The 24643-nt window shown below is 38.1% G+C and carries 20 protein-coding genes and 1 other annotated feature; of the genes, 15 read left to right on the forward strand and 5 right to left on the reverse strand.

The features are described from left to right. Positions 1-445: 445 nt before the first annotated feature. On the reverse strand, positions 446-928 hold the full coding sequence (locus tag FCI53_RS02385) for a LiaI-LiaF-like domain-containing protein (RefSeq protein ID WP_138415475.1): 483 nt from the start codon (positions 926-928) through the stop codon (positions 446-448). A 252-nt stretch (positions 929-1180) separates the two neighbouring features. On the opposite strand from FCI53_RS02385, the gene hemA reads away from it, so the two are divergent. The 8 genes from hemA to FCI53_RS02425 all read left to right on the forward strand — a co-directional run bounded on the left by hemA (position 1181) and on the right by FCI53_RS02425 (position 10317). After that, the gene (gene hemA / locus FCI53_RS02390) at positions 1181-2548 is read left to right on the forward strand and encodes a glutamyl-tRNA reductase (RefSeq protein WP_138415477.1); all 1368 of its coding nucleotides are present in this window, start codon (positions 1181-1183) and stop codon (positions 2546-2548) included. A gap of 18 nt (positions 2549-2566) precedes the next feature. Beyond that, a complete protein-coding gene (locus FCI53_RS02395; RefSeq protein WP_138415479.1) occupies positions 2567-3388 on the forward strand; it encodes a cytochrome C assembly family protein in 822 nt (273 codons plus the stop codon). Positions 3389-3411: 23 nt separating this feature from the next. After that, the gene (gene hemC, locus FCI53_RS02400) at positions 3412-4341 is read left to right on the forward strand and encodes a hydroxymethylbilane synthase (protein WP_138415481.1); all 930 of its coding nucleotides are present in this window, start codon (positions 3412-3414) and stop codon (positions 4339-4341) included. Then, positions 4341-5141: a uroporphyrinogen-III synthase gene (locus FCI53_RS02405; protein WP_138415483.1), complete on the forward strand. Its 801-nt coding sequence runs from the start codon at positions 4341-4343 to the stop codon at positions 5139-5141. Before hemC ends, FCI53_RS02405 begins: the two co-directional genes overlap by 1 nt. Continuing rightward, complete coding sequence (hemB, locus tag FCI53_RS02410; protein ID WP_138415485.1) at positions 5138-6115, forward strand: porphobilinogen synthase; 978 nt, start codon at positions 5138-5140, stop codon at positions 6113-6115. The genes FCI53_RS02405 and hemB overlap by 4 nt, the downstream gene beginning before the upstream one ends. 17 nt (positions 6116-6132) lie before the next feature. Then, the gene (hemL, locus tag FCI53_RS02415; RefSeq protein WP_138415923.1) at positions 6133-7419 is read left to right on the forward strand and encodes a glutamate-1-semialdehyde 2,1-aminomutase; all 1287 of its coding nucleotides are present in this window, start codon (positions 6133-6135) and stop codon (positions 7417-7419) included. A 638-nt stretch (positions 7420-8057) separates the two neighbouring features. After that, a complete protein-coding gene (spoVID, locus tag FCI53_RS02420; protein ID WP_138415487.1) occupies positions 8058-9212 on the forward strand; it encodes a stage VI sporulation protein D in 1155 nt (384 codons plus the stop codon). A gap of 73 nt (positions 9213-9285) precedes the next feature. Continuing rightward, entirely contained in the window at positions 9286-10317 is a 1032-nt protein-coding gene (locus FCI53_RS02425) for a phosphotransferase (protein WP_138415489.1), read from the forward strand. Here the strand turns inward: FCI53_RS02425 and FCI53_RS02430 are convergent. After that, a complete protein-coding gene (locus FCI53_RS02430) occupies positions 10314-10502 on the reverse strand; it encodes a hypothetical protein (RefSeq protein ID WP_138415491.1) in 189 nt (62 codons plus the stop codon). The two genes, FCI53_RS02425 and FCI53_RS02430, sit on opposite strands and share 4 nt — an antisense overlap. A gap of 518 nt (positions 10503-11020) precedes the next feature. Next, positions 11021-11253, forward strand: a binding site (T-box leader). 103 nt (positions 11254-11356) lie between these two features. Between FCI53_RS02430 and FCI53_RS02435 the strand changes: the two genes are divergently transcribed. After that, on the forward strand, positions 11357-14008 hold the full coding sequence (locus FCI53_RS02435; protein ID WP_138415493.1) for a valine--tRNA ligase: 2652 nt from the start codon (positions 11357-11359) through the stop codon (positions 14006-14008). A gap of 343 nt (positions 14009-14351) precedes the next feature. Here the strand turns inward: FCI53_RS02435 and FCI53_RS02440 are convergent, their stop codons facing one another. Together FCI53_RS02440 and FCI53_RS02445 are read right to left on the reverse strand one after the other, a co-directional pair. Next, complete coding sequence (locus FCI53_RS02440; RefSeq protein ID WP_138415495.1) at positions 14352-15212, reverse strand: ATP-grasp domain-containing protein; 861 nt, start codon at positions 15210-15212, stop codon at positions 14352-14354. Beyond that, a complete protein-coding gene (locus tag FCI53_RS02445; protein WP_138415497.1) occupies positions 15209-16102 on the reverse strand; it encodes an ATP-grasp domain-containing protein in 894 nt (297 codons plus the stop codon). The genes FCI53_RS02440 and FCI53_RS02445 overlap by 4 nt, the downstream gene beginning before the upstream one ends. A 108-nt stretch (positions 16103-16210) precedes the next feature. Here FCI53_RS02445 and FCI53_RS02450 point away from each other — a divergent pair, with 108 nt between their 5' ends. Both FCI53_RS02450 and FCI53_RS02455 read left to right on the forward strand, forming a co-directional pair. Further along, positions 16211-17509, forward strand: a complete 1299-nt coding sequence (locus tag FCI53_RS02450) for a bifunctional folylpolyglutamate synthase/dihydrofolate synthase (protein ID WP_138415499.1) — start codon at positions 16211-16213, stop codon at positions 17507-17509. Between the two features lie 68 nt (positions 17510-17577). Then, on the forward strand, positions 17578-19308 hold the full coding sequence (locus FCI53_RS02455) for a sensor domain-containing diguanylate cyclase (RefSeq protein ID WP_138415501.1): 1731 nt from the start codon (positions 17578-17580) through the stop codon (positions 19306-19308). 129 nt (positions 19309-19437) lie between these two features. Here FCI53_RS02455 and FCI53_RS02460 read toward each other — a convergent pair whose 3' ends face one another. Beyond that, entirely contained in the window at positions 19438-20601 is a 1164-nt protein-coding gene (locus FCI53_RS02460) for a prepilin-type N-terminal cleavage/methylation domain-containing protein (RefSeq protein ID WP_138415503.1), read from the reverse strand. A gap of 65 nt (positions 20602-20666) precedes the next feature. Between FCI53_RS02460 and FCI53_RS02465 the strand changes: the two genes are divergently transcribed. From FCI53_RS02465 to FCI53_RS02480, 4 genes are all read left to right on the forward strand, one after another. Then, positions 20667-21095 (forward strand): type II secretion system protein, encoded by a 429-nt coding sequence (locus FCI53_RS02465; protein ID WP_138415505.1) that lies wholly within the window; start codon positions 20667-20669, stop codon positions 21093-21095. Then, positions 21095-21601 carry a hypothetical protein gene (locus FCI53_RS02470; protein WP_138415507.1) on the forward strand — a complete coding sequence of 169 codons (507 nt, stop codon included), beginning with the start codon at positions 21095-21097 and terminating at the stop codon, positions 21599-21601. The genes FCI53_RS02465 and FCI53_RS02470 overlap by 1 nt, the downstream gene beginning before the upstream one ends. Before the next feature lie 73 nt (positions 21602-21674). Further along, a complete protein-coding gene (locus FCI53_RS02475) occupies positions 21675-23300 on the forward strand; it encodes a GspE/PulE family protein (RefSeq protein WP_138415509.1) in 1626 nt (541 codons plus the stop codon). 10 nt (positions 23301-23310) lie between these two features. Next, positions 23311-24345 (forward strand): type IV pilus twitching motility protein PilT, encoded by a 1035-nt coding sequence (locus FCI53_RS02480; RefSeq protein ID WP_138415511.1) that lies wholly within the window; start codon positions 23311-23313, stop codon positions 24343-24345. Positions 24346-24643: the final 298 nt, after the last annotated feature.

Consider the following 24643-nt stretch of genomic DNA (forward strand, 5'->3'; position numbering starts at 1 on the left):
TAGGTAAGGTGAAGGAAGACCTGGTGGTACCTCAAAATGGGTATTTTGCTAAATAACGGAATGAGGGCCCGCATTGGATGAACCAGTTTGTGTGAAGCTATTTCATGAAAAAAAGCTTAAATACAGGGGGAAGCGGTTCGTGATTCCGCTATCAGGCTCAAAAGTGGTGATAATCGTTATGGTAACGGCATATAGCGGAATGAGTGAAGCACCACAAAATGAGGAAATTTAACGAAATAGCGGAATGAGGATCCGCTAACATCCCATCGAGAAGAGTTACGTTGGATTTTCTATCAACTACGACACAAAAAGTAACAAACTTTATCAAAAGAGCCTTTTAATTAAATCTTAAGTATTTCCGTTCCGTGAACCCATTTTCTCCCCTCTCACAATACATAGCTGAGATAATCGCAATCCCTATTTTGTAGTGAAAAGAGGGGGCGCCTTATTTTTTCCGCACTAATAAATAAATCCCAACCAAAATTAAAACCGCCGGCCAGAAGTCTCCAATCCAGTAGGCCATTTGATCAATCCAACGAAACCAACCAGGTTTATTAGAAGAAAAAATAGCAAACAAAGATATAATGAGTAGAATCAATCCAGGCAACAAATCAGATTTTGTTTTTTGAAACCGAACAAAAAACGCGATCGAGATAATGAGGGGATACATTGCCCAGTGATCAATCCAAAAGGCGTAATGATTTAAGCCATGAAAATGAATACCTAAACCAAATAATAGGCTCCCAGGGAATAATTGTTTATAATCTTTGGAAATATAACTATAGAATAGGAATGAAATACCGAGAATAATTAATAAAGTTGGCCAGGAATAAAAGTCGGTTAAAATGGGAAAACGTAATTGTCTTAAAAGAAAATAGCCACCGATTCCAATTAAAATAATACCAACAAACAGGTTCTGTTTTTTCATTGTTTACCTCCGCGTGTACACTTTTTAGATTATAATAATTATTTTTTAATATTAGTTACTTGATTGAATTTTAGGAGTGTGATAAAGTACAAACATATTATAGGTAGTAAAATAATAATAAATGCTTTATGGAATATCATATCATATTGTAAGAATTCTGTTTAAATTTTTGGAGAAAAGAACGTAACTCGTGTTATAATAAATAAAGATTGTGGACAGGTTAGGTTTCAAAGAACTTTGGGGGTAGATATTGTGCACATATTAGTGGTGGGGATCAATTATAGGACCGCGCCTGTAGAGATAAGAGAAAAGCTTACTTTTGATGAAGAGCGGTTAGCAGAAGCGATGCAACAATTAAATGATCAAAAAAGTGTGCTAGAAAATGTGATAATATCCACTTGTAATCGAACAGAAATCTATGCAGTGGTAGATCAACTTCATACAGGACGGTATTATATTAAGCAATTTTTAGCAAGTTGGTTTGATATAGATAAAGAAGCCTTTTCCTCTCATTTAGCTATATATGAGAATGATGGTGCTGTAGAACATTTATTTAGAGTTACAACTGGTCTGGATTCAATGGTTGTTGGCGAGACACAAATCTTAGGGCAAATGAAACAGGCCTTCTTATTAGCGCAACAATCAGGAACAACAGGAACAATATATAATGAATTGTTTAAGCAAACTGTTACATTAGCCAAACGAGCACATAAAGAGACAGCTATTGGAGAAAACGCTGTTTCTGTTAGTTATGCAGCAGTTGAACTGGCAAAGAAAATTTTTGGTGACTTATCCAATAAACATGTTGTGATTTATGGAGCAGGTAAAATGGGTGAGCTAGCTGTCAAAAATCTGCAAGGTTCAGGCGTTAAAAAAATATCTGTTGTGAACCGAACGTTTACCAAGGCTCAGGCACTGGCTGCTAAATTTTCAGGTTCAGCTAAAACAACAGATGAATTGATGGATGCATTAAAGGATGCTGACATCTTAATCAGTTCAACTGGTGCAAGTGAGCATGTCTTGTCTAAACAAGCATTAGCTCCAATTGAAAAAAAACGCAGAGGAAAACCACTTTTCCTTGTCGATATCGCTGTGCCTAGGGATTTAGATCCAGCTATCGGTGAATTGGACAGTGTATTTTTATATGATATTGACGATCTGCAAGGGGTTGTGGATGCCAATCTTGCTGCAAGAAATGAAGCGGCAGAAACGATTGAATTAATGATTGAAGAAGAAATAGTGCTATTTAAAGAATGGCTAAAAACCTTAGGTGTTGTGCCAGTGATCTCTGCGTTAAGAGAACATGCCTTGTCGATTCAAGCAGAGACAATGAAAAGTATTGAACGAAAGATGCCTAATTTAACTGATCGTGAACGAAAGGTGCTAAGTAAACACACCAAAAGCATTATTAACCAATTATTAAAACAACCAATCTTACAAGCAAAAGAATTGGCTGTAGAACAAGATGCAGATGAGTCATTACAATTATTCATGAGAATTTTTGGGATTGAGGATATCGTTCGTCATGAGTTAGATAAACAGGAGACGAATAAAGTTATCGCACTTGAAAAGAGTGGCCAAGTATCCTTGTCGTCATTAAAAAATGCTACAACCAATTAATTGGAAAGGAATTCCCTTATGCTAGATGTGAAATGGTTAAATGAACTCATTTTATTAATTTATGGTGCTAGTGTGATGGGATATTTTATTGATTTTGTTCAACACAACCGGAAGGCTAACAAAATCGCCTTCTGGTTACTTATGTTGGTTTGGGTTTTACAAACCTTTTTTTTATTTTATCAAATCATTTCAGAACGAGATTTGTTGATGATTACCATTTATGACGGGTTCTATCTTTACACCTGGATTATCGTATCCTTTTCGTTATTAGTCAATCGCTTTTTAAAAGTAGATTTTCTAGTGTTTTTCATTAATTTACTAGGTTTTTTTATGATGTTATTACATATTACGGCGAAAGCACAAGAAAGTGGGAGTGACCAAGGGGTTCAACTTGTTAGTGAAATATTAGTATCTCACATTACTTTAGCACTTGTCTCTTATGGCTTTTTCACTCTATCTGTGGTCTTTTCGCTCATGTATTTAATGCAATATTACTTGCTAAAAGAAAAACGAGGTTATAAATGGTTGAGACGATTAGGGGATTTAACCAGGTTAGATTTTATGTCACTAAGTACGGTAACGATTGGATTCCCGTTATTACTCCTATCAATCACACTAGGAATTGTTTGGGCGTACACATCAAATGCTGAGTTTTATTGGTATGATGTGAAGACGATAGGATCATTTGTCGTATTAATCGTGTATTTTATTTACTTATTTTTAAGAGTCGCAAAAGGCTATCAAGGTAGATCGATTGCACTGTTTAACGCGGGAGCATTTTTATTTTTACTTATTAACTTTTTTCTATTTAGTACGATGTCAAATTTTCATTTGAACTAACCACATAAACCAGGAGGCAAACAATGCGAAAATTAGTGATAGGTTCAAGAAAAAGTAATCTAGCTCTGACACAGACAGAGTGGATTATCGATAAGCTTAAGAAACTCGATGTACCATATGAATTTGAAGTGAAGAAGATTGTTACCAAAGGGGACAAGATTTTAGACGTTACGTTGTCCAAAGTAGGCGGTAAAGGCTTGTTCGTCAAAGAAATTGAAAAAGCAATGTATGACGGTGAAATTGATATGGCTGTTCATAGTATGAAGGATATGCCTGCCCAAGTAGCTGATGGCCTTACGATTGGTACAATTCCAGAGCGAGAAGACCATCGTGATGCACTTGTTTCCAACAATAATGTGTTATTAGAGGATTTACCAAAAGGTGCGGTTGTGGGTACAAGTAGCCTGCGCCGTGGTTCACAAGTGTTAGCAGCTAGACCTGACCTTGAGATCAAATGGATTCGTGGAAATATTGAAACGCGCTTAAGAAAACTACGTGAAGAAGAGTATGACGCAATTGTATTAGCTGCCGCTGGTTTAAAACGGATGGGCTGGGGCGATGAGATTGTGACAGAATACTTAGAGCCAGATGTATGTGTGCCTGCTGTTGGACAAGGGGCATTAGCTATTGAATGTCGTGAAGATGATCAAGAATTACTTGATCTATTGGCAAAATTAAATGATGATTATACAACCAAAACCGTTACGGCTGAGCGTACCTATTTACATCTATTAAATGGAGGCTGCCAAGTTCCAATCGGGGGCTATGCGTATTTAGAAAAAGATGAAGTAGTACTTACAGCATTAGTCGGGACACCAGATGGAAAAACAGTACTTAAAGAAGTTGTTCGTGGAACAGATCCTGTTGCTGTCGGTACAGAGGCGGCTAATCGCATGAAAGCACAAGGGGGACAAAAAATTGTCGATGATGCGAAAGAGGAGTACGATCAATAATGAAACAACCTCTTTCAGGAAAACAGATCCTTATTACTCGGAGTGAGGAGCAAGCAAAACCTTTTTCTGAAAAATTAACCAAAGCAGGTGCTATTCCCCTAGTAGCACCTTTGCTTACATTTCAATCAAGACTATCACAACAGAATCAAGAGATTTTTCAACAACTTCACGAGTATACATGGGTGTTTTTTACAAGTGCCAATGGCGTGAAGTTTTTTTTCGAGCAGCTGAATTATTGGCAAGTTCCTCTGACAGTTGTGGATCAGTTGCAAGTTGCCGTTATTGGAACAAAAACAGAAAAAATGTTGAATCGATATGGAATTTCAGCAGATTTCTGTCCAAGAACATTTCAAGGAAATCATATGGTGGAAGAGTTCCTTCATAAATATTCAGCCGATCAGCGGATTCTTTTAGTTTGTGGGAATTTAGCTAGAAAAGAAATTGCTAATGGGCTTAAACAACAGCAAGTTTTTTTCCGTAGAGTGATTGTTTATGATACGCTAATAAATGAACAGGCAAAGCAATCATTGCAAACATATCTAGTAAATGAAAATATTGATGCATGTACGTTCACGAGCCCATCAACTGTGCAAGCGTTCGAAGAGTTGGCAGGGGAGCATAGTAGAGAGATAAATCAATTGAAACAGGAAGCTCTATGTGTCTGTATTGGCACAACTACCCAGAAAAAGGCCAAGCAACAAGGTTTTAAACATATTCGAACACCGGATCAGTTTACAATTGATGGCATGCTCGAAGAATTAGTAAACTACTTTAATAAGGAAGGCAAGGTGCAACAATGAAAGATTTAACATTTAAACGACATCGAAGACTACGTTCATCTACTACAATGCGATCATTAGTACGAGAAACGAAGCTAACGACAGATGACCTTATTTACCCACTGTTTGTCGTGGAAGGGGAAAATATTCGCAATGAAGTATCATCAATGCCTGGTGTGTTTCAAGTCTCATTAGATTATTTGGACGAGGAAATGAAAGATTTGACAACCTTGGGTATCAAGTCTGTCTTATTATTTGGGATTCCACAGGAAAAAGATGGTGTTGGTAGTCAAGCGTATTGCGAGACAGGTATAATCCAGGAAGCATTGCGTCAAATTGGTAAAAATTTCCCGGATGTGCTCACGGTTGCGGACACTTGTCTTTGTGAGTATACCGACCACGGTCACTGTGGTGTGATCCATGATGGCGATGTACATAATGATGAAAGTCTCGAACTACATGTCAAAACAGCAATATCTCAAGCGCAAGCTGGGGCAGATATTATCGCTCCATCCAATATGATGGATGGGTTTGTTGCGGCTATACGCCAAGGATTAGATGAAGCTGGTTTTGAACATATTCCAGTGATGTCGTATGCAGTCAAATACGCTTCCTCTCACTACGGTCCGTTTCGTGATGCAGCGGATGGTGCACCACAATTTGGTGATCGCAAAACATATCAAATGGATCCTGCCAATCGAATCGAAGCATTTCGTGAAGCAGAATCTGATGTACAAGAAGGTGCAGATTTCTTAATCATAAAACCAGCACTATCCTATATGGATATCATCCGTGATATGAAAAATCGGTTTGACTTACCATTAGTTGCCTATAATGTTAGTGGAGAGTATTCCATGGTGAAAGCTGGAGCACTTAATGGATGGATAGATGAAAAAGAAATTGTTCTTGAACAATTAACATCAATGAAACGTGCTGGTGCAGACTTAATTATTACCTATTTTGCGAAAGATGTCGCAAAATGGTTGAAACAATAAATGTCGGAGGTATGAATATGGTAAACTTTGATCAGTCAATTGATGCGTATAAAGAAGCGGTTGATTTAATGCCTGGTGGGGTAAATTCACCTGTTCGGGCGTTTAAATCGGTTGGTCTCAATCCAATTTTTATGGAAACTGGTAAAGGCTCTAAAATCTATGATATTGATGGTAATGATTATATTGATTATGTATTAAGCTGGGGACCACTGATCCTAGGTCATGCAGATGAACGTGTCGTTGGCAAATTACAAGATGTTGTCGCCAATGGTACAAGCTTTGGTGCACCAACGATCCTAGAAAACAAACTAGCAAGCCTAGTAATTGAGCGTGTCCCATCAATTGAGATGGTCCGTATGGTGAACTCAGGAACAGAAGCAACAATGAGTGCTTTACGTTTAGCGAGAGGATACACAGGACGCGACAAAATTTTGAAATTTGAAGGAAACTATCATGGTCATGGGGATTCCTTGTTAATTAAAGCTGGTTCTGGTGTGGCTACATTAGGATTACCTGATAGCCCAGGGGTTCCAACGTCAATTGCTCAAAATACGATTACAGTGCCGTACAACGATTTTGAAAGTGTGCAATATGCATTTGAACAATATGGTGATGATATTGCAGCTGTAATTGTGGAACCTGTATCAGGAAATATGGGAGTTGTCCCACCAAAGGATGACTTCTTACAAAAACTACGCACGATTACCGAAGACAAAGGCTCATTACTTATTTTTGATGAGGTGATGACAGGTTTCCGTGTAGGATATAACTGTGCCCAAGGTCATTTTGGTGTAACACCTGATTTAACTTGTCTAGGAAAAGTGATTGGTGGCGGTCTTCCAGTCGGTGCTTATGGTGGTAAACGTGAGATTATGGAACGTATCGCACCAACAGGAGATATCTACCAAGCAGGTACATTGTCAGGCAACCCACTTGCAATGACAGCTGGTTATGAAACACTGAAAGCAATGGATCAAGATGCATACAAGCAAATTAATCGCAAAGTAGATCGTTTAATCGAAGGCTATCAGCAAGCATCTGAAGAATATGGGGTTTCCATTCAAATTAATCGAGCTGGTTCGATGGTTGGGGTATTCTTTACCGATCAAGAAGTGGTTAACTTTGACACAGCAAATAGTTCAAACCTTGAGCATTTTGCTAGTTACTACCGCACCATGATTGAAGAAGGGATCTTTTTACCGCCTTCTCAATTTGAAGGAATCTTCCTATCCACAGCCCACACGGATGAGGATATTGAACATACTATTCAAGCAGCTAGAAAAGCATTTGCTAAATTAAAATAGTTTATCTAAGGTAGGAGCTGATTCAAGGCTCCTGCCTTTTTGTTTGGATTTTAAAAAGGTTGAGTGATTCATAATGTCGTATAAGCTGTATTATACGACATTTCTGCACATAACTTTCGTCCATTCTTAATAAGATTAGTGCTGAACGGTGCTGCGGCAATACACTACGCTTTCCACGGGCGGCTGATGAGCCTCCTTGAAAATACAAACCAATTTTCTGCGTGCGATGTAATGCTGCCGAAGCGTTCCTTGTCCTGCAGGAACAGCACGAGTCCGAAGACCCCATGAGTTAAGGAACGTAGGCTAAGATCGCCACGTCCTGTGGTAATGCCTGCGTGATCAACATCCTGTTGGCCCGAGGCCGTGTCCATGGAAAGCGTAGTATTCTGCCGCAGCGATTGGATATCACTTATTTCAATCAGAATAGTAGAGAGCACAATTACGGAGGTTATGTCGAGTATTACAGTATATCTGACATGTCCATTATCTTTTACTCATATCCTTGTGATGGTGGGCGTATACATTTGGTATAAGGGAAACATTTACTATCATCATGCATATTTTTAGTATTCTTTCATATATCTGAAGTGAGGGAAATGTACGACTTGTGTCTTTGAATTTGAGGGGAGGAATTAGTTTTGACCAATCGTGATCAATCCGTATTCACGTTTGATTTAAATGAGTCATTATGGTTTAAAAGAGGACAGGAAGTGGATGAAATTATGGGGATTTCGCTGGAACCGGAAATTTCCATTCAAGAAGGAGAGGAATTTGTTTCAATTCGAGGTGTAATCGAATTAAAGGGAGAGTACTTCCAAGTACATGATACCGAGGCGACGGAGGAGCAAGAGGAACAAGATGTTTCATTACGTGACCAACCTTCTCAACGTTTTGTTGATCGTGTCGACAGTAATGAAGATGGTGTAAACGAATTTTTTCACAACTTTCCAGTAGAAGTATCGATTCCAAAATATCGAATTGAATCAATTGATGATGTGTTGGTAGGGATCGAATCTTTTGACTATGAAATTCCAGAAAATAGCCAATTAAAATTAAATGCAACAGTAGCTATTCACGGTGTAAGTGAAGGACAAGAACGTTCAGACAATGATGCAGCAGCAGAACCGGAAGCTGAAGCTATTGATTTACCAGAACCACCAGTGGATGAAACATTCGAATTTGATGTGAAGGAAAAAGACGAGTCGGTTTCAGAATTGGAATCTCCACCAGAACAAACAGAATCTCCTGAGAGAGAACCTGAAGCTGAAACGGAGTTACAAGATACTACACCACAATTAGAAGACGAGGATACAGTCGAAGTAAATAGTGAATTAGAAGAAGTAGAATCGTCTGAAACTAAATCAGAGAAAGAGCGTTGGAAAAATAAAAAGTCGCAGTCGTTCGCAGAATTTTTTAGCCAGTTTGATAAGACTGAAAAGGAATCCGGTGATGATTATATCGAGGATAAGCAGGAGTCTTCTTCAATAGAGTCTAGTTTGGTCTCGTTTTCTGCACATGGAAAAGAGGAATCAAGTGAGGAACGGGAATCTTCTCGTGAAGACGAAACGGCAAATGACTCGTCTTATTTGCTAAATATTTTTGCTGATGAAGACGAAGAACGTGTCGCAAGTATGAAAATGTGCATTGTTCAGGAATCAGACACACTCGATTCGCTTGCAGAAAAATATAAAGTAACACCAATGCAGTTATCCAATACGAATCGTTTGGAAAGTGATGAATTGTATGAAGGCCAAATTTTATATATTCCATCAAAGGTAACAAAAATCCAATAAACTCAATTATAAAATCCCTTGCACATATTGGTGTCAAGGGATTTTGTTTAGACTAGCTGGAGGGGAATTTTGTATGAAAGACATTCAGCGAATTCTGGAAGCGTACCAAATTAACGCTACGGAAATTGTTCCGATTACGAATCGTGTTTATAAGATTCACAGTCACAATTATACGTATGCGCTTAAACGTTCTAGGTTAACAAAAAGCGATATAGACAAATGGAGTTATGTGTATCAATTGGCAAATCAACAACAGATTTCCTCAATTTTACCTGTCTATATGACAAGAAACGGTCAAGTCTTTTATCATGACAACCAATCGGTCTATTATGTGACACCATGGATAGAGAAAAAAGAAATAGATGAACCAGAACATGAAATTGATTCTTTTTATCAAGAATTAGCGAAGTTGCATCAACAAACAAGACAAGCGAACGATTTGCGTTCCGATCAACTAGATCAAGTTATTTATCAAGAAAAAGAAAAGATGAACCATGCCCGCAATCGTTTGTTAACATTTGTTGAAACATTTGAACAACGCCATTATATGTCACCGTTTGAATTACATGTTTGCATGCAATATCGAGATATTGACTACGTGTTTCAACAACTAGCAGATTGGTATGATTTCTATTTAGAGGATATTGAATCATACGGACACGGTGCATATGTGTTATGTCATGGGAATTTACGGGCTTCTCATAAAATTTTTCAACATAATAAAACGTATTTTATAAATTGGGAGCGTGCTTTTTATGGAAGCCCGGTAAATGATTTAGCAAGATATTTTTACAATGAATTGAAATATCATGATAGTTACCTTGATCAATTCATTCAATCTTTTTCGATTTACGAACGATACAATCCTCTTAAACAAAGTGAACGAAGCCTCTTGGCTATTTATTTACTAACGCCAAGTAATTATCTTCGAGTCGTCGAAAATTATCACAGTGCAAACAACACTAAGGCACAAGCCTTTCAAATTAGAGAATTAGAATATCAATATCGTCGGTTAATGAATGGGCTAAATGTACAGCAACATTTCCATCAAATTAGAGAGGAGCTAAAAGAACAAGAGTTAGATCAGGAATTGGAGGATGACTAAATCCATTCCAAATAAAAGGCGACAAATAGTCCAATAAAAATACCTAATAATAATACATCAAAGGTAGTTGGGAAAAAGATTGTTCGAATACCTTGAAAGATCATGATCGGTAATGTACAACGTTCGATGACTAATAACCAGTATCTTGCCCATGGTGGAAGTCGATAGCGATAAAAACGTGCCATGCTGTCACTCCTTCTATGGCTTTTGGTGTATTATATGCAATGGCCCATAGGCTGGTGCATGTTTCATGGGGAGAATTGTATTTTTATTTGCGCGTAAGTGTACCCAACTTGCGCGTGAATTTTTGCATACATAATCGTATACTGGTTCCACGTTTTTGAGCAGATCCAGGGCACGATTAGCTCATAATCGTATACTGGTTCCATGCTTTTGAGCAGATCCAGGGCACGATTAGCTCATAATCGTATACTGGTTTCACGTTTTTGAGCAGATCCAGGGCACGATTAGCTCATAATCGTATACTGGTTTGATGCTTTTGAGTAGATCCAGGGCACGATTAGCTCATAATCGTATACTGGTTTGATGTTTTTGAGCAGATCAGTTTTTTCAATCAGGGCAAACAAAGCTACAACAAGCACACACTAAGCTGTACGACTCATGAAAGAAGCCATTTGTAAAAAAAACAATAATTTTGTTGACTTATTTGTGCTAGTTTGGATAAAATAGCTAGTATATAAGGACAAATGCAAGGATAAGGAAGAGTACAAAGTAATGGCCTGAAGAGAGGGAAATCAGTAGCTGCAAGATTTCCTAGGAATCATGCTTTGGAAGGTCGCCTTGGATGCAGCTTCTTTGAAACAATAGTAGAAGGAGCCGGTGAACAGCCGTTAATTGATGAGTGTGTAAACGGGAGAAGTATGCCTGTTTACAAATGAAGGTGGTACCACGGAAATAATCCTTTTCGTCCTTTTGGGATGGAAGGATTTTTTTAATGGGAAAAAATAATGCCAATGCCGTGGAAACAATCAACAAGTTAACAACTAGGTTCACTGGATAGATTAAAGGAGGAAGAGTAATGGATGAACATAAAGAAGTAGCATTACCACCGAAATATGATCCAACTGCGGTGGAAAAAGGACGCTACCAGTATTGGGTAGATGGGAAATTTTTTGAAGCGGAAAGGGATACGAATAAACAACCTTATACCATTGTGATTCCGCCACCAAACGTAACAGGGAAATTACATATTGGACATGCGTGGGATACAACCTTACAAGATATTATTACGCGAATGAAACGGATGCAAGGCTATGATGTGTTGTATTTACCTGGAATGGACCATGCTGGGATTGCGACTCAAGCGAAAGTAGAAGCAAAACTAAAGGAACAAGGACAAAGTAGATATGACCTTGGTAGAGAGAAGTTCTTGCAACAAGCATGGGACTGGAAAGAGGAATATGCTTCATTTATCCGAGAACAGTGGGCAAAATTAGGTTTAGGTCTAGATTACTCACGTGAACGTTTCACCTTAGATGAAGGCCTATCAGAAGCAGTCCGTGAAGTATTCGTTAAATTATACGAAAAAGGTTTGATCTACCGTGGCCAATATATTATCAATTGGGATCCAGCAACCAAGACAGCATTATCGGATATTGAAGTTATCTATGATGATGTGCAAGGCCATTTCTATCATATGCGTTATCCATTAAAAGATGGTTCTGGTCAAATTGAAGTGGCAACAACTCGTCCAGAAACGATGCTAGGGGATACAGCTGTTGCCGTCCACCCTGAAGATGATCGTTATAAACACTTAATTGGTAAAAAAGTCGTTCTACCAATTGTCGGTCGCGAAATTGAAATTATTGGCGATGATTATGTTGATATGGAATTTGGTTCTGGTGCCGTTAAGATCACACCAGCTCATGATCCAAATGATTTTGAAATTGGAAACCGTCATGACCTAGAGCGCGTGCTTGTGATGAACGAAGACGGCACAATGAATGAAAATGCAGATAAATATCAAGGGATGGACCGTTTTGAATGTCGAAAACAAATCGTGAAAGATTTACAGGAAGAGGGCGTATTGTTTGAGATTGAAGAACATATGCACTCTGTTGGCCATTCAGAGCGTAGTGGTGCGGTTGTCGAGCCATACCTATCTACTCAATGGTTTGTGAACATGCAACCACTTGCAGACTCAGCCGTTGAATTACAGAAGCAATCAGAAGATGAGAAAGTAAACTTTGTTCCAAAGCGTTTTGAAGGTACTTATTTACATTGGATGGAAAATATCCGTGATTGGTGTATCTCACGCCAACTATGGTGGGGGCACCGTATTCCTGCATGGTACCATAAAGAAACTGGTGAGATGTATGTTGGAAAAGAGGCGCCAGCTGATGAAGAAAACTGGGAACAAGATGAAGATGTGTTGGATACATGGTTCTCTTCTGCACTATGGCCATTCTCTACTTTAAACTGGCCTGATACAGAAGATGAAGATTTCAAACACTTCTTCCCAACGAGTACGCTTGTTACAGGGTATGATATCATCTTCTTCTGGGTAGCACGAATGATTTTCCAATCACTCGAGTTCAATGATCAGCGTCCATTTAAAGATGTGTTAATCCATGGTTTGGTTCGTGATGCACAAGGACGTAAGATGAGTAAGTCATTAGGAAATGGTGTCGATCCAATGGAAGTAATCGAGAAGTACGGTGCAGATTCCCTAAGATATTTCTTAGCGACAGGCTCGACACCTGGACAAGATTTACGTTTCCAATGGGAGAAAGTAGAATCAACTTGGAATTTCATCAATAAAATTTGGAATGCTTCTCGTTTCGTGTTAATGAATCTAGATAATCTTAACTATCAAGACATTGACTTAACAGGTGAAAAGTCTGTTGCTGACAAGTGGATTTTAACTCGACTTAATGAAACGATTGATCATGTAAATAAAAACGTTGATAAATATGAATTTGGCGAAGCAGGAAGACATCTTTATAACTTTATTTGGGATGATTTCTGTGATTGGTATATTGAAATGGCGAAACTTCCTTTATACGGGGAAGATGAAGCGGCTAAACATACAACAAGATCCGTGCTTGCTTATACATTAGATCAAATCATGCGTATGCTACATCCGTTCATGCCATTTGTTACTGAAGAGATTTGGCAACAATTGCCACATGAAGGGGAATCGATCACCCAAGCATCATGGCCAGTCGTTCGAGATGAACTGCATGATGCGCAGGCAAGTGAACAAATGAAACGATTAGTAGATATCATTCGTTCGGTTCGTAACATCCGAGCTGAAGTAGATACACCAATGTCCAAACAAATTCAACTATTAATCCAAGCAAATAATGAGGATATAGTAGCTCAACTTGATACCAATCGTCATTACTTGGAGCGTTTCTGTAACCCAAGTGAGCTAACAATTGCAACAGAGGTGCAAGCTCCAGAAAAAGCCATGTCAGCGGTTGTGACTGGTGCAGATATCTTCTTACCATTAGAAGGGTTAATCGATGTCGATAAAGAAATCGCTCGACTAGAAAAAGAACTCGAGAAATGGAACAAAGAAGTAGAACGTGTAGAGAAAAAATTAGCAAATGAAGGATTTGTTAAAAAGGCACCAGAAAAAGTAGTCGAAGAAGAAAAACAAAAACAACAAGACTATTTAGATAAACGAGCAAAAGTAGAAGCACGTATAAACGAGCTGCGTTCGTAAGAGAAACTGTTGTTAAATAGAAATAGGCTGGACAAACAAAAATAGTTTAGTCACAGAAAAATCCGAACTAATTTGAATTAGTTCGGATTTTTTGTTCTGGTTGCTTTTGGGTAAATCTAATACACGTTGCTTTTAAGTCATTTACAACTTGGAATTTCTGGTTGCGTTAAATTCGAGTCGCTTCTAAGTCGTTCACGACACGAAAAGCATCACCTGCGTTAATTTCATGTCGCTTTTAAGGCATTCACGACACGAAAAACATCCCACGCGTTAAATTCGTGTCGCTTATACATCTTTAGAGTGGAATATATTATTTCCTAGCTACCTTTCTACTATCATCCCGTTAATCTGATAGCCTCTGTCTAATATGCGCTACATACTGTTCCACAATATTAACATCACTAACCATACTCAAGGTTCTACTGCCAACCACATCTTCTATTTCATTAAAAAGTAAATCCCCGTCGTGATCAAATAAAAAGTCGACACCAACCATACCAAAGTCAAACCGTGCAATAATTGTTTCTACAGTGTCTCTTTCTTTTTGGGAAAGGTTATACCAGGTAGCACTTCCACCTAGGGAATAATTTGCGCGAAAGTCTTGGTCGCTTTGTCTTAGAACGGAACCAACAATTTTGTTCCCAACGACAAATACACGTAGATCCTTTCCTAGTTGCACATCACACGATTGAATCACAATATCATCTGTCACTAGCTGTTGTCGATAAGCCCCCCAATCCTCTGGTGAAGAAATCATCTGCACTTGGTTTCCGCTGCGGCCACCAACTGCCTTTGTGACGTAGGGGAGTGGCATTGGCAGGTTTTCAGTTAGTAAATCTTTACTCACAAATAAACTATCTACCATTGGTATTTTTAACTCTGAAATCATTTGATGGGTATAGGTTTTGTTATTACAAACCGTTGCGACCTCAGACGAATTAAACACAGAAACACCTAACTGTTCTAATTGTCGGCTTAATGAAAAATCAATTGTTCGCATCACAGCGAAATCTGGTATTGTTGATGGTTGATGATCGATCTTAACCGAGAGCTCTCCGTTTTCAATTCCTATTTGTATCGACTCTCGAAGGAGGAAGGTTAGCTGTAAATCTTGCTTTTGACATTCCTCTTGAAACCAACGAATAAAAGCTTGATTTTTTACGGCATCTGCTTCTCGATATATGATCCATCCTTGTTTTTTCATTTATAAAGTCCTTTCTTGACGATATAATCGATGATGTGTTGGGTGACATCAACACCTGTACAATGATAGGTTTTATGTACCAAGGCATTTGAGTTTACTTCACAAACAATCGGTCCCTTCTCCCCAAGTAACAAGTCAATTCCAGCAAAGTCAGCCCCAACAGCTTTAGTTGCAGCAATGGCAAGTTGTTTTTCTTGTTCTGTTGGTTGATAGGCTCTACTTTTTCCAGAGGCAAGATTGGAACGAAAATCATTCTCTTCATAACGAAGCATGGCAGCGACCACTCGATCGCCTACAACATTGAGTCGAATATCTTTCCCATAACTTGATTCAATAAATTCTTGAATGACAAAAGGTCGATCTTTTAGCAAGCTGATTTTTTCTAGTAAATCTGCTTGCGTTTTAACAAGATATACTTGTTCCCCATAAGAACCATATGCCTCTTTAATCACAACAGGAAAATCTAAATAGTCATTAACGTTTTGAAAGCTGGCTAAATCTATTTCGTCAACCCCCGGAAAAATTTTAGGACTTATAATACTTTTAGGGATTGGTAACTGTTGCTTTGCTAGTTGTTGATATGTAGAGATTTTGTTGTCACAGATGTCGATCGTTTGTGATGAGTTAAAAACAGGAATACCCATTGCCTCTATTTGGCGAGCCAATTGAATATCCTTATCAGCGAACACAACAAAATCTGGTCTTTCACCGTTCAGTTGTGTTAGAACTGTATTTTGCTCAGCGCTTAAATAGCTCAATAGGTTGTTGTTTTTAATAATCCTTGTATCGATTTCATGTCGGCTTGCTGCATGCTTAATCCATTCCGCAAACTCTAGAAATTTATTACTAAGGAGGTGACCGTTATAGATCACCCAAGCTTTTTTTACCATTGTTTGATTTCCTTTCTGTTGGCCTATATTTCTAAGGTTAGTTAGTTTCATTTACCTAGTATTATTGATATACTATTTTCATTATGGGACGAAAAGGAAGTTACCACTATGTACGCAACTATAAATGAAGTATATCAATTTTTACAAAATAGAAAAGCATTTGGAATTCGCTTAGGTCTAGGACGAATGGAGAAAATGCTTGCAATGCTCGATCACCCAGAACAACACTTGAAGGCAGTACATGTTGCTGGAACCAATGGTAAAGGGTCAACGATCACATTCATCAAACAAGCTTTGATAGCAAACGGCTACAAAGTAGGAACATTCACATCACCAGCCCTTCACGAATTTAATGAACATATCTGTATGGATCATGAGCCCATCCCTGATACTTCGTTAATGGCTTGTGTCAACCAGTTATTACCAATTGTAGAACAGCTTGATCTAGAAAATGATCCCCCAACAGAATACGAGATTGTGGTGATGATCGCAATCCTGTATTTTACCCACAACGTTGATATCGCCTTGTTTGAAACCAATATGGGAGGAAGAGACGATTCAACCAACTGTATTCAACCAATTCTAACAATTATTACAAACATCGGATTAGACCATACAAGAATGTTAGGAGAAACGTATCAAGAAATTGCAGCACATAAAGCAGGAATCATAAAACAGGGAATACCATTAATTCTTGGAAATATTGGTGGAGAGGCTTTAGTAGTGATTCATAGAGAAGCAATCGATAAAAATGCGATCATCTATCAATATGGACAAGATTTTACAGTGCGTGATTCCCAACAAAATAACGCTGGAATGGAATGCTTTACCTTTGTAGGTAATAGGATAGAGTTAGAAGCTATTACAATAAGCATGCGAGGTAAGCATCAAATGGTTAATGCTGCGGTAGCTTGCCAGGCATTGATGGAATTAGACAGGCAGGGATTTTCACTTCGAACCAGTGTAACTAGAAAAGGGATAAAGCAAGCGGTGATGCCAGGAAGATTCGAACAAATGTCGTCATGCCCTAGAGTGATCGTAGATGCCGCGCATAACCAGGAAGGGCTACGAGCATTTGTACAAGCGGTGGAAAGATATTTTCCATCTAAGCAGAAAACACTGATCTTCGCAGCTTTTCAAGATAAACCATTAACAAAGATGGTGCCGCAACTAGATAGTAAGCTATTTGATCAAGTAACCTTTACTAGCTTCACACATCAACGGGCTAGTACTGCCGAAACGTTAGCTCAATTATCTTCGCATGAGAATAAGCAAGTGATGCCAGATTGGAAACTAGCAATCTTAGCTGTTTTGCATAAAGACGAGCAAAGTCTAGTGTTTGTCACAGGTTCCTTACATTTTATCGGACTAGTGAAGCAATATTTTGAGAATTCTTTTGAATTGTGATATCTTTAGTTTTTGGGACTATTGTCACATTTTGTGTTGAGCTAGATGGAGTAAAGGGAGATGGGAATGTGATAACGAAGAAGAAACAAGTAGTACTTTGGTTGGTGTGGTTACTCATCTGGCCTCTATCTTTTTGGGTGATTGGTCAACTGTGGCCTGTTTCCATTCAAGGTAAAGGGTTAGATCTTGTAGCTTTTGCTTTGTTAATGAGTATTGTTGCATTTTTTCCATTGATCATAAATAATACACCGGTTTTCTTCGTCCAAGGTGTTAGTTTTGCCGTTTTTTTGTACTATGGGGTATTGATTGAAGCGATGTTAACCCAGATCGCTATTTTAGTGTTAATGGCAAAAATTCGTGTTGGTAAGCGTGATGTTTATCGAATTCCGTTAAACATGTTAATGTTCCTATTTATATCCGTCTTTTCTGCTTCCGTATATAAAGCGCTTGGTGGAATTAATGGAGAAATTGACTTCGATAATACTCAACTATTCATTCCTGTATTGGCCTATGTGACAACTGTTTTTTTAACGAATCATGTGATGTTGTATTTAATCAAACGTTTTTTATATGGGGATAAAACAGCCTCATTTAAAAGAGGAATTGTGCTCGTTTGGGAATTTCTAACGACCTTATTGATTGCTCCAGTTGGATTCACATTGTATATGATGTATGTAGAATTTGGCTTGATCGCCATTTTATTTGTAGGAATTCCATTTGTTAGTATTTCCTTTGTACTGAAGTTATACCACACAAGTGAAAAAATTAATCATTATCTACAACGGACAACAGAACTTGGACACGAACTAACAGGGCAATTAAAAGTAAATGAAGTGGTCGATGTATTTATTAAACAAGTGACTGATTTATTTCCTGTTGACTATGTGTTTATTTACGATATTGTCGAAAACAAAAAAATCCGTTTAGTTCGATTTTATGATCAAGCTCAACAGATTAACCGTCCTCCTAGCTATTATGTCTATAAGTTGGAAGCAATTAGTGGAATGGTTTGGTCGAAAAAACAAGGGGTGAAGTATAATTCCAATAAAGAGTGGGACCAATCAGTAGAAACAAGTGGTAGCGGTTTTGGGGAAAGTGTCGTGTCATTACCGGTGGAACGAGATAATGAAGTGGTCGCTGTCATTACACTGGTATCGAAAAAGAAACGAGCGTTTGAAAACTACCAATATATGATTCTGAATATCGTGATTAATCACTTTGCGGTAGCCTTGAAAAATGCTAAAAACTATGAACAAACGAAAAGTAAAAGTGAAAGAGATCCGTTAACAAAGCTTTACAATTTTCGCTATTTAGAAGCATATTTAGAAGATTATATGAAACAGATGGAAAAACTTGAAGGAGAAACTGTACCACCGGTTTCCATCATTCTGTTAGATATTGATCATTTTAAAGTGGTGAATGATACGTATGGGCATGAGGCAGGGAATGAAATATTAATTGATTTAGCCGATCGTTTGCGGAGGCAAATAGGTAATAAAGGTGTTGTTGCGCGTTATGGTGGAGAAGAATTTGTGATCTTTTTACCTGGTATCGCTCAATCGGAGTGTATGCAAGTAGCAGAAGCCATTCGACGAGAAATTGCTGATACACCGTTTTCAATTCAACAGCACATATTAGAACAGGACACTTCCATTGATCTTCCTATAACAGCAAGTATTGGAGTAGCTACATATCCTGATAATTGTGAAGATTGTGTCGAGTTAGTACGCCATGCCGATCGTGCGATGTATGTGGGGGCTAAACAAAAGGGAAGGAATAAAGTAGCGCAGTATAAGTAATACAACATATGCTAAAAAAACCTTAGCCAATGGCTGAGGTTTTTTTGGTGTGAATATTGTTTTTTATGCCGTAGTGAATAAAAGACGTACTTTTTGTTCGGAGCGACGGATGTAACCGATGGGCGAGATTTATTCTAAAACATATTCACTACATGCATTCTCAGCATCAGAGGATTCATAAACTCGGCTATCATTGTCTGCATCATAACCATATATATTACCAAATACGCAAACCTTAGAATCTTCGTGAATGGAATTTATACTAGATAGGTAAGCGTCTTGGTATACAACTATATTAGACCCTTGTTGCAAGCCATTAATGTGCAACATATTATTCTGATTATTTAAATTTCCGCCAATCATTAGAACTGTTTGCTCTTTAAGGTTATTTATATTTCCGCTACTATTAAAATCTCCGCCAACTTTAATAGTACTACCCTGAATATTATTTAAATCATTTAACGTAAAATCACCACCGACAATAATATCACTGTTATCTCTTATATTATTGATATTATTATTTACAGTGAAATCTCCTTTCACTTCAACTATAGAAGAGTTTTCAATATTATTTATTTCATCTAGGGTAAGATCTCCGCCTGTGAAAATTTTTCCATTATCTTTCAAATAAGTTATATTCCCGGAAATGTTGGTCGAATCTGTCACATATAAAGTTGAGTTCTTAAAATCGTTAAAACCATTTTGAAATGTAGCTTCTCCATTTACTTTTACTAAGGAGTTTATCATTTTAATGTGGTTATAAAATGGACGATCTCCTTCATAGAGACAGTTCATATCTCTGAATTCGGAGATTTGACCACAATTTGCTAAATCCCCATCATCTGGAGGGGGGATTTCATGATTGTTATCTTTGCTTTGTTCAATTTTTACAACATAGGTTTGGCGATCCCTAACAATTGTAGAAAGAGAAAATTGACGATTGTTATTTTCGGTATTTGTTAATGTGAGTTCCACATTGGGTGGCCCCTCTAATAAATCGACTGTAATAGATGGTGGTAACTTGATGGTTTGACCATTTACATTGACGAGGTTCTCTTCTTCCATATATGCGACATTAAAATCATCTTGTCCTTTATATTGGTTTCGTATGGTGGTTGCGATTAAGTTGGCTTGTTGTCGAAGGGACACATCTGCCTCAGCATTGTTATTGTATTGAATAGTTTGTACAAGGGTGGTTACTGCCAGTGTAGTAACGACACCAAGTAAAGCTAATGCCCCAAGTAACTCAACTAGTGTGAGCCCTTTTGAGTTTAAAAACTTTTTATTGACCATGATATATTTCCTTTCGAAATGCTATAATTAACTACATAATACTGAAAGAGATTAGGTGATTCAATATGTCGATTAGATTTCACAAACAAGATGGTTTTACGTTAGTTGAACTTTTAGCTGCCATGACTATATTAGGAATTGTCCTAATAGCTTTCATTCCGTTTTTTTCTCAACATGCAAATTTTGTGCGCATTACGGAAGATGAGTTAACAGCGATCAATCTAGCTGATAAGGTTGCACAAGAGATGAAAGAGAATGCAGACTCAAGTTTTTTTGTACAGGCATCCTGTGACAACCCGTCTGAAATAGAATCGAATCATACGGAAATGATAAATAATAAAAATTATTATGTAAAAATAGAAGTATGCCAGCAAGACGATGTAACAAGTCTTTATCAAGCAAAAATAGAAATTTACACAGACAGTTCCAATCAGAAGTGGAGATTATTAACACACGTCTATACATATTTTACTGATGACAAGGGGGCTGCTTAATGAAACTAGTTAGCAATCAAAAAGGTGTAGCACTCCCTATCGTTCTAACCATCATTACGGTGATGGTGATTTTAATTCCAATTCTATTATACCAAGTCAATACGCAATCGGTACAGTTTGATCAAACAGAAGCAAAAATTCAAGCAGAAAATTTAGCTGCAATGGGGATAGAATACTTCGGTCAACATGTTACAGATGAGTTAGAAGGTGTTGTTCTTGAACCAGATGAGAATTTGGATTTGGATGCTATCATGTACGCGATCCCATTAACCGTTTTTGTTGATTGTACTGTACCTGGCTGTGATGATGGAAAAGAAAGCTTTAAGATAACGGTGGAAGAGGTAATAGAGAACGAAACCAGAAGTGAGAAAATGATAGACGTGACGTATAAAAGTACGGGGTATGTAAAAAATCGAGCTTCTGTGGAGATGGAAGGGTCGATCGATATAAAGATTGAGATCATGGAAGAGGAAACAGAAGAAACAGAAACAAATGACAGTGTATAATGTAAGAACGTTATAGGTTTACAACGATGAAACTAACACAGAATAAAATTGTCTGTGTATAGGAGGGGTTATTTTGGCGGAACGAAAAAAATTAGGGGATTTATTAAAAGAATCAGGTTTATTAACGGAAGAACAAATACAGGAAACGTTAGATAACAAAAAAGAAGGACAAAAATTAGGGGATGCGTTACTCGACCGTGGGTTAATTACAGAACAACAGCTAATTGAAGTACTGGAGTTTCAATTGGGCATTCCTAGTGTTTCGTTATATCGTTATCCAGTTGATAGTCAACTTACCCAATTTGTGTCGAAAGATTTTGCTAGGGAAAATTTATTGATTCCGATACAACAAAAGGAAGGTATGATGACGGTAGCGATGGCCGATCCAATGGACTATTATGCGATTGATGATTTGGAAATTTCCACAGGGTTTCAAATCAGTCCAGTCATTGCTACCAAGGATGATATTCGCCAAGCAATTAATAAATATTACAATCTGAGTGAAATGGAAGCGGAAATTGGTGCTAGAGATGATTCGGAAGATGCTCCAGCAATTCGAATTATGGATCAACTACTGCAAACAGGGGTGAATTTAGGGGCAAGTGATATTCATATCGACCCTTCTGAATCCAACCTTGTTGTTCGCTATCGTGTTGATGGTGTGTTACGGACAGACAGAAATTTACCAAAAGATATCCAAAACTCGCTAATTGCTCGAATAAAAATTCTTGCGCAATTAAATATAACCAAAACACGCTTACCACAAGATGGTCGGATTCGTACGGTAGTTGACAATGTGCCAGTTGATTTGCGTATTTCCACATTACCGACTGTTTTTGGTGAAAAAGTAGTTATTCGTATTCTTGATCTAAAAAATGTCATGAAAAATTTATTGCAATTAGATTTCAGTGAAGACAATTACCATCGTTTCTTAAAGTTAATCGAACAACCATCAGGGTTAGTATTGCTAACAGGGCCTACTGGTTCTGGTAAAACATCAACGCTGTATGCAGCAATCAATCATTTGAATAAGGAAAGTGTCAACATAATCACTGTCGAAGACCCAGTCGAGTATCAAATTGACGGGATTAACCAAGTTCAAGTAAATAGCTCAATTGGCTTAGATTTTGCTGAAGGACTGCGTTCGATCCTAAGACAAGACCCTAATATTATCATGGTTGGGGAGATTCGTGATACAGAAACAGCGGAAATTGCGATCCGATCGTCTTTAACAGGTCACTTGGTGTTTAGTACCTTACACACCAATAGTGCTGTTGCAGCAATTCCTCGACTAATCGATATGGATGTTGAACCTTATTTAGTTGTCTCTTCCTTATCTGGTATAATGGCACAACGCCTTGTCAAGCAAATTTGCCGGGATTGTAAAACAACGCGTGCGGTTACGGAAATGGAAAAAGAATTACTCCGGCGGCATGGGATGAGTTTACAAGAAGTAAGTTTCGGAAAAGGATGTAATAGTTGTCAACATACAGGCTACAAAGGTAGAATGGCAATTCACGAATTAATCGTTATTGATGACACAGTTCGTACGATGATGATGAATAATAACTCAACTAATGACATTCAAGATTATTTGAAACAAGAAGGTATGAAATTTTTGATCGATGATGGTTTATTGAAAGTAGAGTTAGGTTTGACAACAATTGAAGAGGTACTACGTGTGGCATCAGAAGTGTAGGAGGAAGGCAATGAATCAACTAGAGGAATTACTAAACGCAGCTTATCACATGGAGGCATCCGATATCCATTTAACGGTAGGAACGCCACCTGTTTTACGGATTCATGGTGATTTGCGCGTATATGGTCAAAATAAATTACACCCAGAAGATACGGAGGCCATGGCAAAATCTGTGTTACCTGAAGATATGTGGGAAAAATTCCAAATTGAGCGCGAAATCGATTTTTCTTATGGGATTGCAGGGGTCTCGCGTTTTCGGATGAATGTGTATTATCAACGAAATTGTATTTCGCTTGCGATTCGCTTGGTGCCGTCAGAAATTCCAAGCTTGCATGAATTGCACATGCCGCAAGTGCTTCAAACCATTGCCGAAAGCAACCAAGGGTTAGTGTTAGTGACGGGTCCAACCGGTAGCGGGAAGAGCACCACGCTTGCGGCAATGATTGATTACATGAACAAAACGATGAAAAAGCACATTATTACATTAGAAGATCCGATTGAATATTTACATTCCCATCAAAATTGTATTATTGATCAACGGGAGGTAGGGTTTGATACGAATAATTTTGCCAATGGCTTGCGTGCGTGTTTACGCCAAGACCCTGATGTGATTTTAGTTGGGGAAATGCGTGATCTTGAAACCATTTCAACGGCAATTACAGCAGCAGAGACAGGTCATCTAGTGCTAGGTACGTTACATACAACAGGAGCATCTTCAACAATGGATCGAATCATTGATGTGTATCCAGCGCATCAAAAGAGTCAAATCCGGATCCAACTTGCCAACGTGTTACAAGCGATTGTGTCACAGCGGTTGTTTCCAACACCAGATCGTCAAGGAAGACGAGCAGCAACGGAAATTCTGCGAAATACGACCGCCATTAAAAATTTAATTCGTAACGACAAAATGTTTCAAATACCAAACTTCATGCAAACATCCAAAGAACAAGGTATGCACACGATGACAATGGATATCAAACAACTACTACGCGAGCGAGCCATCGCAGAAGAAGCAGCTCAACCATATTTGCAGGAGCAGATGTAGTTTTAAATTATAAACAAATTGGCGAAGTAGGTTGGTGTTATTACCCGCTGCGGAAATACACTACGCTTTCCGCGGGTGGCTGATGAGCCTCCTCGTTCGTACCTCACTGCGGGGTCTCATCTAGGCCATTCCTCCCACAGGAGGCTCCGTGTATTTCCTTCGCTGATTGGCGTGCTATGAATTTTATAGTGTTTATAATTTGCGTTTATAATTTTTTATTTTTATCAACAATACTTCTTAAGTTTTTGTTTAGATGATTTTAAGTGATTTTTCACATCCTGTCTAAGGGGTTAGTAAA

Source organism: Aquibacillus sediminis (assembly GCF_005870085.1).
Lineage (GTDB): Bacteria > Bacillota > Bacilli > Bacillales > Amphibacillaceae > Aquibacillus_E > Aquibacillus_E sediminis.